Below are 9,304 nucleotides of genomic sequence, written 5' to 3' on the forward strand. Positions count from 1 at the left end.
TCATCGCGTGCTGAGGTGATAGAAGTGGTTGGTGGCGGCGACGAAACCCGAGGGGCTGCCGCAGTCGAAGCGCCGTCCCTTGAACCGGTAGGCGATCACCTTGCCTTGTTCGGCCTGCTCGCGCAAGGCGTCGGTAATCTGGATCTCGCCCCCGGTTCCCGGCTCGGTGTGCCGCAGGATATCGAAGATGTCGGGGGTGAGGATGTAGCGACCGATGATCGCGAGGTTGCCCGGCGCATCGGCCGCGGCCGGCTTCTCGACCATGTCGGTGACCTGGATCACGTCGTCCTCGATCGGGTTGCCGCCGATCACGCCGTACTTGTGGATGTCGTGCTCGGGGACCTCCTCGACGGCGACCACGCTGCACTGGTAACGCTCGTAGATCGTGGCCATCTGCGCGAGGATGCCGACCGGCTCGCCCACGCAGAGGTCGTCGGCGAGCACCACGCCGAAGGGCTCGCGCCCGATCAGGCGCTCGCCGGTGAGGATGGCGTGGCCGAGCCCCAGCATCTCCAGCTGGCGGGTATACGAAAAAGTGCAGTTGTCGATCAGCCGGTCGATCGAGGCGAGCATGGACTCCTTCTTGGTGCCGCGGATCTGGTGCTCGAGCTCGTAGTTGACGTCGAAGTGGTCTTCCAGTGCCCGCTTGCCGCGCCCGGTGACCATGGCCATCTGGGTCATGCCCGCCTCGTAGGCCTCCTCGACGCCGTACTGGATCAGCGGCCGGTCGAGAATGGGCAGCATCTCCTTGGGCATGACCTTGGTGGCCGGGAGGAAGCGGGTGCCGTACCCGGCGGCGGGAAACAGACACTTTTCGATCATCGTCAAACCTCTGTCCTTGACTGCGTGAATTGCGTGAAACGTGAAAATGCGACTGGCGGCCTTTCCCGGCCGGTCTCCTGGCCGGGCGAGGTCACCTGCGCCTTGACTTGAGCAGGCGTCGTCGCCTGATGCTGTGCCACCAGGCGGCAAGGAAACCGATGGTCGCCACGATCGCGATCAGCAGGTGCCAGCCGCGGTCCGCCGGCACCGCCCAGGCGTCGGTGGCGGCCACGAGAAGATAGAACAGGTCGAAAAGCGCCGCCCAGACCATGGTCTTGTAATGGCCACGCCAGAGCCCCGGGACCACGGCGACGGCCGGCACGAGCATGAGCAGGGTGGTCACCGCTCCCGGACGGATCTCCGCGCTGCCCGCGAAAAGCAGCCCCAGGTAGCCGATGACGATCAGCCCCTGCATCACCGCCATCAGCTTCAGTGGCAGCAGCGGCAGGCCTTCTTCCGTCCGTCCGCCGAGTACACTCATGCCAGGTGTCGCGCGATCTCGGCTACCCGCGCCCCCAGCGCCCGGGTCAGCTCGCGTTCGTCGCGACTGAGCGTGGCATGGTCGTTGACCGTGTGGCTGGCCCCGTAGGGCGTGCCGCCGGTCTGGGTATGCGCCAGTTCCGGGTGCTGGTAGGGGATGCCGGTGATCAGCATGCCGTGGTGGATCAGGGGGACGATCATCGACAGAAGCGTGGTTTCCTGGCCCCCGTGCATCGAGCCGGTGGAGGTGAACACGCCTGCCGGCTTGCCCACCATCTCGCCGCGGAACCACAGGCCGCTGGTGTCTTCGAGAAAGCGCTTGACCGCCGAGGCCATGCCCCCGAAGTAGGTGGGGCTGCCCAGCAGCACGCCCCGGCATTCGCGCAGGTCCCCGAGGGTGACCTCGGGATCCCCCTGCTCGGGTTGCCTGCCGTCGGGGCAGGGAATGCGTCGGAGGCGGGCGGTCATGTCCTCGACGCCTTCCACGCCGCGGGCCGCCTGCCGGGCGAGATTTTCGGTGTTGCCGTTGCGGCTGTAATAGAGGATCAGGACATCCACGAGATTGCCAGTGTCTCCCTGTGCGGGGTGGTTGCCGGGTGGGCAGTTTAGCAATAACCTCGGCGAGTGGGTGGCCGTCGCGCCTTTCCGCAGGGGAAGACGCTCGGGTGCCACCGACATACGACCTCACAGGAGGCCGACCTGTGTCGAATCGATGGGTTTCGGGAATGCTGGTCGCCGGTCTGCTGGCGCTGGGCGGAACGGTAATGGCCGAGTCGGCTTCGGCCTCGCCCCGGGACACGCCGGTGGTCCTGGAGAAGGAAGACGTGCACGGGGAGCCGCGCAATCTCGCCGACCTGCGCGGGGACATCGTGTTTATCAACGTCTGGGCGAGCTGGTGCCCCTCCTGCGTCCAGGAACTGCCCGAGCTGCAGGCCTTCCACGAGGCGCACCGGGATGAGGGCGTGCATGTCTGGGGGGCTGGGGGCTGGCGATGGACATGTTCCGCGACGCCGAGCGTCTGCCCGAGTTCATCGGGAAACATGGCGTGACCTACCCGGCCCTCAACGTCACCCCCGGCGAGGCAAGCCGCTTCGGTTACGTCGAGGGCGTGCCGATCACCTTCGTCATCGGTCCCGACGGCACGGTCGACGGCGAGTACCTCGGGCCGGTGACGCGCGAGATTCTCGAGAACGTGTTGAAATCCCGGCGCGTGGACTAGACTGTTAGCATGTTATGCGTCCAGGCGCATGTGACGGTTCAAGGACAGGAGAGTGAATGATGCGAACGAACGGAGACATGACGGTTGCCGGCTGGATGGGGGCTGTATTCCTGCTGCTGTCTCTGCTGTCGGTCGGCACGGCACAGGCGCAGGATCTCGAGGATTTCTGGGACGACCCGTTCAAGGACCTGCAGGCCGATGTCGAGGCAGCGCGCGAGGAGGGCAAGGCCGGGGTGTTCGTCTTCTTCGAGATGGACGAATGCCCGTTCTGCCATCGCATGAAGACCCAGGTGTTCACCGATCCCGAGATCCAGGAGTACATCAAGGAAAACCTGGTGACCGTCAGCATCGACATCGAGGGGGACGTGGTGATGACGGCCCCGGACGGCGAGGAGATGAAGGAAAAGGATTTCGCCTTCAAGAAATACCGCGTGAGGGCCACACCGGTGATGATCTTCTTCGACAAGGAGGGCGAGCCGGTCGTCCGCTACACCGGCCCGACGCAGACCCGCAAGGAGTTCATGCAACTGATGGAGTTTTTCGTCTCCGGCGCCTATAGCGAGCCGGGCATGAACTTCTTCAAGTACAAGAAGCAGTAGATCGGTAACCAACGTCAGCGCATCAGCAGGGAGGCGGTGTCGATGTCATTCGGCCATATGTTCGACAACCCGGCCCGCCGGGTAATCAGGCCCGGCGCGGGCAGTTCGGTCACGGTCCTCGGGCTCGCGTTCCTGATCGTGTCGGCCATCGCGCCGGTGCGGGCCGGCGATCTGCCACCTCCGCCTGACGTCTCGGAAGGGCGTCTGGCGACGCCTGACCCGTTGCCGCAGCCGCTAGGGCTGGACGACGTCCTCTCGCTTCCCCTCGACAGCCAGTACGGCGTGCTGGCCGCACGTTCCCGTTACGAGCAGCGTGTCGCCGAACGGCAGTTGACGCAGGCCGACAACAGGCCGCAGCTCGGCGTCAACGGGCGGCTGCGCTACGTCGAGCCGGGGGATGTGGCCGTCGAGAACGACCAGCACGACGATCACCAGGCGGGCCTGTCGCTGCGCCAGAAGCTGTTCGACTTCGGGCGGCAGCAGGACCGCGAAGCAGCCGCCGAGGCCCGTCTCGACGGCGAGCGGCTGGCCCTGCTGGGGGAAGAGAAACGCCAGCGTCTTGCGCTCCTGCGCGCCTACTTCGACGTCCTGTTGGCCGACCAGCGCTACCAGGCCATCAACGAACGCATGGCGATCCTCTTCATCCGCTATGACCGTGCCCGCGACCGGCAGGAACTGGGCCAGACCTCGGACTACGACCTGGCACGGTTCGAGCGCGACTACCAGGAGATCCTGCTCGAGCGTGCTCGTGCCGATGCGGAACGACGGCTGACCCGGCGGCATCTGGCCGAACTGGCCGGGCGGCCTGACCAGCTCCCCCGCGAGCTCCGCGAGCCGCGGCTGGATGCGCTGTTCGAACGCGAGGTGCCGGCGGTGGGTGACCTGATCGAGACGGCCCTGGCCGAGGACTTGCATCTCAACGCGTTGCGGCGCAAGTACGACGGGAGCGAATCCGACCTGGCGACCGCCCGCTCGGGCAATCTGCCCAGCCTGCATGCCGAGGTGAATGCCGATTACTACACCCGCGAGGGCGCCACGCGTGACCCCTTCCGGGCCGGCGTCTACCTGGAGTTCCCGCTCTTTCGTGGCGGGGCTCGCAACGCCGAGATCGGCGCGGCCCAGGCCGAACGCATGGCCGTGGTCGCCGAGATGGCCGAACGGGAAGCGGCGGTGCGGCGCTATGCCACCGAGCTGGTGGAGATGATTCGCCTGCAGCAATCGGTCGGTCTGTCGCGGATGCAGGCGATGGAGAACTACGCCGATCTCAACTTCACGCGCAATCAGACGCTCTACCAGATGGAGAAGGCCACGGACCTCGGCGACGCCATGGCGGAGATGTCGATGGCAAAGTTCGAACGCATGAAGACCACCTACGACCTGGCGACTCGCTGGGCCGAATACGCCCTGCTCACCAATCGATCGATCGAGGCGGTACTGCTGGGTCAGCCCGAGGACAACTCGGGCGAGGATCAAGTCACGGAGGAAACATCATGAAGGCTGCCATCCTGTCGCCCCTACGCCCCGCACTGGCGGGAATGACTGTCGCGCTCCTCGGGCTCGGTGGCGTCGGGTTCGTTCAGGCCGCCGAGGTCGAGGGCCGGCTCGCCTTCGCCGACCGAACGGCCCTGTCCACGCCGGTGGAGGGCGTAATCGAGACGTTGTCCGTGCGGCCGGGTGAACGCGTCGAGGCCGGAACGGTGCTGATGGCGCTGGACGAGACGCCGTTTCGGCTTCGTCAGCAGATGATCTCCGCCGAGATCCCGGGTCTCAAGCGCGCGGCCGCGGAGGCCGAACTGGATGCCGAGCGGGTGCAGGCTCTCTACGACCGCACTTCCGCATCGGATTCCGAGAGAGAGGTGGCGCTGATCGAGCGTGATCGGGCCCGCGGCGAGCGCGACCGGGGTCAGGCCGAGTACGGGCTGCGCGGCTGGGAACGCGAGCAGGCCACGCTGGAGGCCCCGTTCGATGCCCGCGTGCTGGCGGTGCATGCCTCGCCCGGCGAGGTGATCTCGCCGCGTCTGACTCCGCCGGTGCTGATCGAGATCGCCCGGGCCGACCGCCTGGTGGCCAGCGCCGTGGTCGATGCCGACCGACTGGGGGATATCGAACTGGGCGACGAAATGACGGTGATGCGGGGCGGGGAGCGTCGTTCAGGATCGGTCGAGGCGATTGCGGCCGAGCACGATCAGCAGGATGACGTCCGCTACCGTGTTTCCGTCGGGCTGGACACCGACGGGCTCGACTGGCGGGCCGGTCAGCGCATCGAGATCGATTTTCCCGGGAACTGATTCTTCCGCCTGCTCGCCGGGGCCGCTGCGGCGACCCGGGGTTCCATGAGTGTCAGCCGTGCGCCTTTGCCGGCGCCATGGCGCGCTCCGGGCCGGCCCTTGTCTGGCAGGGTTTCTCGCCTGGCTCCGGCCCGCTGCGGTTGACGGATCAGTTCAGCTGCGCCTGCACCCAGTCGAACAGTTGGTCGACCGGGATTTCCTCGTTCTCGGCCGCATCCCGGCGACGCACCTCGTACCGGCCCGCCTCGAGCCCGCGGGGGCTGACCACGACGCGCAGTGGCACGCCGATCAGTTCCCAGTCGGCGAAGGCGGCGCCGGGACGCAGGCCCCGGTCGTCGAGGATCACGTCGATGCCCCGGGCACGCAGATCGTCATGCAGTGCCTCGGCCTTTTCCATGACGGTGGCGTCCTTGTTCGCCCCGATCGGCACGATCACCAGGGTGAAGGGCGCGATCGGCTGCGGCCAGATGATGCCGCGATCGTCAAAGTTCTGCTCGATGGCCGCCGCAACGATCCGCGAGACACCGACCCCGTAGCAGCCCATCAGCGGCACCAGCGGCTTGCCGTCCTCGCCGAGCACCTCGCAGTTCATTGCCTGGCTGTACTTGTCGCCCAGCTGGAAGACGTGCCCGACCTCGATGCCTCGGCAGATGGCCAGCTTTCCCTGGCCGCCCGGGGCCGGGTCGCCCTCGACCACCTCGCGGAGGTCCGCGGTGTCCGGCTCGGGAAGATCACGGCCCCAGTTCACGCCGGTCAGGTGAAGGCCGTCGCGGTTCGCGCCGCAGACGAAGTCCGACAGGGCGGCCGCGGCGTAATCGGCGATTACCGGGATGTCGAGGTTGACCGGACCGATCGATCCGACCGACGCGCCGGTCAGCGAGGTGGCTTTCGTCTCGTCGACGAAGGTCAGCGGGTCGGCGACGGCGGGGTGCTTGGCGGCCTTGATCTCGTTGAGGCTGTGATCGCCGCGGAGCACCAGGGCCACGGCCGGGGCCTCGGTGCCGACGACCAGCAGCGTCTTGACCGTGCGGCTTGCCGGCACGTCCAGTTGTCCTGCGACTTCATCGATCGTCCGGGCATCGGGTGTCGCCACCTCGGTCATGGCCTCCGTCGGGGCGGGGTGCGGCTTGTCGGCCGGAAAGGTCGGCGCCATCTCCACGTTCGCGGCATAGTCGCCGTCGGTGGCATAGGCGATCTCGTCCTCGCCCGAGTCGGCCAGGACGTGGAACTCGTGCGAGGCATTGCCGCCGATCGAGCCGGTGTCGGCGACCACGGCGCGCCAGGCCAACCCCATGCGATCGAGAATACGCCCGTAGGCGGTGTACATGGTGTCGTAGGTTTCGCCCAGCGACCGGCTGTCGGCATGGAAGGAGTAGGCGTCCTTCATGATGAACTCGCGGGCGCGCATCACGCCGAAGCGCGGGCGGATCTCGTCACGGAACTTGGTCTGGATCTGGTAGAAGCAGACCGGCAGCTGGCGGTAGCTCTTGAGCTCGCGGCGGGCGTAGTCGGTGATCACTTCCTCGTGCGTCGGGCCGAAGCAGAACTCCCGCCCGTGACGGTCGGTCAGGCGCAGCAGTTCCGGCCCGTACTGCGACCAGCGACCGGATTCCTCCCAGAGCTCGGCCGGCTGCACCGCCGGCATCAGCACTTCCAGCGCACCGGCGGCATCCATTTCCTCGCGGATGATCGCCTCCACGCGGCGCAGTACCCGCAGCCCGACCGGGGACCAGGTGTAGAGCCCCGAGGCAAGCCTTTTGAGCATCCCGGCGCGGAGCATCAACTGGTGGCTGGCGATCTCCGCCTCGGCCGGGGTTTCCTTCATGGTGTTGATGGCGAATTGGCTGGCGCGCATGGATGTCTCGCTTCGCTGGATGGAAATGGATGGGTTTCCGGCCGAACCGCCCTTGCGTGCTTTTCCCGGACGTGAGATGCGAACCGCGCAAGTGAGGTCCTTCGGACCGCGGCGATTGTACCGGGCGGGCTGTCGGAGCGTCGAGTGGCAGGGCAGGGGGGAGTGGTCGCGCGGCGGCCGGAGCCAGGTGCCGATGTGTACGGCCCGGCGGCATGCGCCTGCACCTCAGCCGGCGGCCCGACCAGGTGTTGGGCTGCCGCCCACCGCGGTGGCAATCGAGATGCGTCCGGCTTGAACCGGGACGGCGGTCCGTTCCCCGGCCCACGTCGCGAAGAAGGAGGCCTTCCTCCACTCCTCGCCCGGCGTGCCGTGGCATGGCGCGGTCAGGATCCGGAAGGGAACGTCACTCCTCGTCGGCATCCCCGGCGCAGGCATCCTCGATGATCGCGTCGAGGCGTTCGATGCGCTTGGCACGCTGCTCTTCGCTCATCGGCTGGTACTTGCCCTCGTCATCCTGCACCATCAGGTCGTTGCCCGCGTTGGCGATCGCCGCACGCTGTTCCTTCGCCTTCTCGCAGGCCTCGCGTGCCTTCTCGCTGTCCCTCACCTTCACCTCCGTGGACGGATCGGTGGCCGGGTCATCGCTGGCGTCGGCGCTGTCCTCTTCGGCGCCCTCGGGCTGTTCCGCCGGCTTGGCGTAGGACGAATCCACGGCCTCCGACTGGCGATCCTTCGGCGGGGTCTGGCTGAACTGGACGTTGCCCTTCTCGTCGACCGACTTGTAGATGGTCGACGCGGCGGCGGGGCCGGCGGTCACCAGCCCGAGGGCGAGCAGCGCGGCGATGGCCGGCCGAAGAAAGGTCTGAAGGCGGGGTGCGATTCCTTGCATGATGGTTCTTCCAGATGGTTTGCTGTTGCCTTGGGCATTCACCCCTTGAGCATAAACCGGTTCGCGGGGGCAGAAAAGTCCCGCGGCCTGCGCGGCCACCCGAGCGAGGTGGCCGGCAGTCGCAAAGCACAAGGTGCCTTGATACACTATCCATTAATGTTTATTGCCACCCGGATACGAGACTAGCCAATGGCCGATCGACGCCTAAAGGTTTTCAACACGGTTGCCCGCCTGCTCAGCTTCACCAAGGCGGCAGAGGCATTGCACATGACGCAGCCTGCGGTGACGTTCCAGGTGAGGCAGCTGGAGGAGCACTTCGATACCCGGCTGTTCGACCGGACGCACAACCGCGTGACGCTCACGGACGTCGGGCACACGGTCTACGAGATATCCGAACGGATATTCGAGCTCTACGACGAGATGGACCGACGGGTCAAGGAGATGACCGGGGAGATCGGCGGTGCGCTCAACATCGGGGCGAGCATGACGGTGGCAGAGAACATGCTCCCCGCCCTGCTGGGCAATTTCCGCCAGGACCACCCGGACCTGTCCGTGCGACTGAAGGTCGGCAATACCGAATCGGTGGTCTCGATGGTCGAGCACAACGTGGTCGACCTGGCGCTGGTCGAGGGCAGCGTGACCAACAAGAACCTGCTGGTGGAGACATGCCGTCGCGACGAACTGGTCGTGATCATGCCGCCGGAACACGAGCTGACCGCCTATGCCGACGACGGTGTGCCGGTCGAGAAGCTGATGAGCTACCCGTTCATCTGCCGGGAGGAAGGCTCGGGTACCCGCGAAGTCGTGATCAGTTACATGAACGAGCAGGGGATGACCGAGGGCTGGGACGTGTGCATGGAGCTCGGCAGCCCCGAGGCCATCAAGGGTGCCGTCGAGGCAGGCATGGGACTCTCCATCATGTCGTCGGCCGGCATCACCAAGGAGCTCAAGCTCGGCCTGCTCAAGGCCGTCCCGTTGGCGCCGCGCCTGTTCCGGGACTTCTCGTTCGTTCGTCAACGCCACAAGTTCCGCTTGCCGGCGATGGAGCAATTGCTGGAGTTCTCGCGCGAGTATTGCCGCGAGAGCACACCCATGCATGACCTGGAGGTCATCCAGCAGACGGCCAACGGCGAGGAGGCCTAGCTCCTGCCA

At 66.5% G+C, this 9,304-nt stretch carries 11 protein-coding genes; 6 read left to right on the forward strand and 5 right to left on the reverse strand.

What is annotated here, in order from left to right; genetic code table 11:
* The 3 genes from galU to wrbA form a co-directional block, all read right to left on the reverse strand.
* Window positions 1-822 (reverse strand): UTP--glucose-1-phosphate uridylyltransferase GalU, encoded by an 822-nt coding sequence (gene galU / locus ACLFMY_RS07120; RefSeq protein ID WP_410763920.1) that lies wholly within the window; start codon window positions 820-822, stop codon window positions 1-3.
* 91 nt (window positions 823-913) lie between these two features.
* Window positions 914-1,303 (reverse strand): DUF2069 domain-containing protein, encoded by a 390-nt coding sequence (locus ACLFMY_RS07125; RefSeq protein WP_410763921.1) that lies wholly within the window; start codon window positions 1,301-1,303, stop codon window positions 914-916.
* Window positions 1,300-1,860, reverse strand: coding sequence for an NAD(P)H:quinone oxidoreductase (gene wrbA / locus ACLFMY_RS07130; protein WP_410763922.1), 561 nt, complete (start codon window positions 1,858-1,860; stop codon window positions 1,300-1,302). The genes ACLFMY_RS07125 and wrbA overlap by 4 nt, the downstream gene beginning before the upstream one ends.
* Window positions 1,861-2,003: 143 nt before the next feature.
* Between wrbA and ACLFMY_RS07135 the strand changes: the two genes are divergently transcribed.
* Genes ACLFMY_RS07135 through ACLFMY_RS07155 form a run of 5 tightly spaced genes read left to right on the forward strand, consistent with a single transcriptional unit; the run spans window position 2,004 to window position 5,408 of the window.
* Window positions 2,004-2,351 carry a redoxin domain-containing protein gene (locus ACLFMY_RS07135; RefSeq protein WP_410763923.1) on the forward strand — a complete coding sequence of 116 codons (348 nt, stop codon included), beginning with the start codon at window positions 2,004-2,006 and terminating at the stop codon, window positions 2,349-2,351.
* Entirely contained in the window at window positions 2,348-2,521 is a 174-nt protein-coding gene (locus ACLFMY_RS07140; RefSeq protein ID WP_410763924.1) for a TlpA family protein disulfide reductase, read from the forward strand. Before ACLFMY_RS07135 ends, ACLFMY_RS07140 begins: the two co-directional genes overlap by 4 nt.
* A gap of 56 nt (window positions 2,522-2,577) precedes the next feature.
* Complete coding sequence (locus tag ACLFMY_RS07145) at window positions 2,578-3,120, forward strand: thioredoxin family protein (protein ID WP_410763925.1); 543 nt, start codon at window positions 2,578-2,580, stop codon at window positions 3,118-3,120.
* A 42-nt stretch (window positions 3,121-3,162) separates the two neighbouring features.
* Window positions 3,163-4,614 (forward strand): TolC family protein, encoded by a 1,452-nt coding sequence (locus tag ACLFMY_RS07150; protein ID WP_410763926.1) that lies wholly within the window; start codon window positions 3,163-3,165, stop codon window positions 4,612-4,614.
* Window positions 4,611-5,408, forward strand: a complete 798-nt coding sequence (locus tag ACLFMY_RS07155) for an efflux RND transporter periplasmic adaptor subunit (protein WP_410763927.1) — start codon at window positions 4,611-4,613, stop codon at window positions 5,406-5,408. Before ACLFMY_RS07150 ends, ACLFMY_RS07155 begins: the two co-directional genes overlap by 4 nt.
* Window positions 5,409-5,556: 148 nt before the next feature.
* Here ACLFMY_RS07155 and ACLFMY_RS07160 read toward each other — a convergent pair whose 3' ends face one another.
* Together ACLFMY_RS07160 and ACLFMY_RS07165 are read right to left on the reverse strand one after the other, a co-directional pair.
* Window positions 5,557-7,263, reverse strand: coding sequence for a proline--tRNA ligase (locus ACLFMY_RS07160; RefSeq protein ID WP_410763928.1), 1,707 nt, complete (start codon window positions 7,261-7,263; stop codon window positions 5,557-5,559).
* Between the two features lie 403 nt (window positions 7,264-7,666).
* Window positions 7,667-8,152, reverse strand: coding sequence for a DUF4124 domain-containing protein (locus ACLFMY_RS07165; protein WP_410763929.1), 486 nt, complete (start codon window positions 8,150-8,152; stop codon window positions 7,667-7,669).
* Between the two features lie 189 nt (window positions 8,153-8,341).
* Here ACLFMY_RS07165 and ACLFMY_RS07170 point away from each other — a divergent pair, with 189 nt between their 5' ends.
* Window positions 8,342-9,295 carry a LysR family transcriptional regulator gene (locus ACLFMY_RS07170; RefSeq protein WP_410763931.1) on the forward strand — a complete coding sequence of 318 codons (954 nt, stop codon included), beginning with the start codon at window positions 8,342-8,344 and terminating at the stop codon, window positions 9,293-9,295.
* Window positions 9,296-9,304: the final 9 nt, after the last annotated feature.

It is taken from the genome of Guyparkeria sp., assembly GCF_046545975.1.
Classification (GTDB): domain Bacteria; phylum Pseudomonadota; class Gammaproteobacteria; order Halothiobacillales; family Halothiobacillaceae; genus Guyparkeria.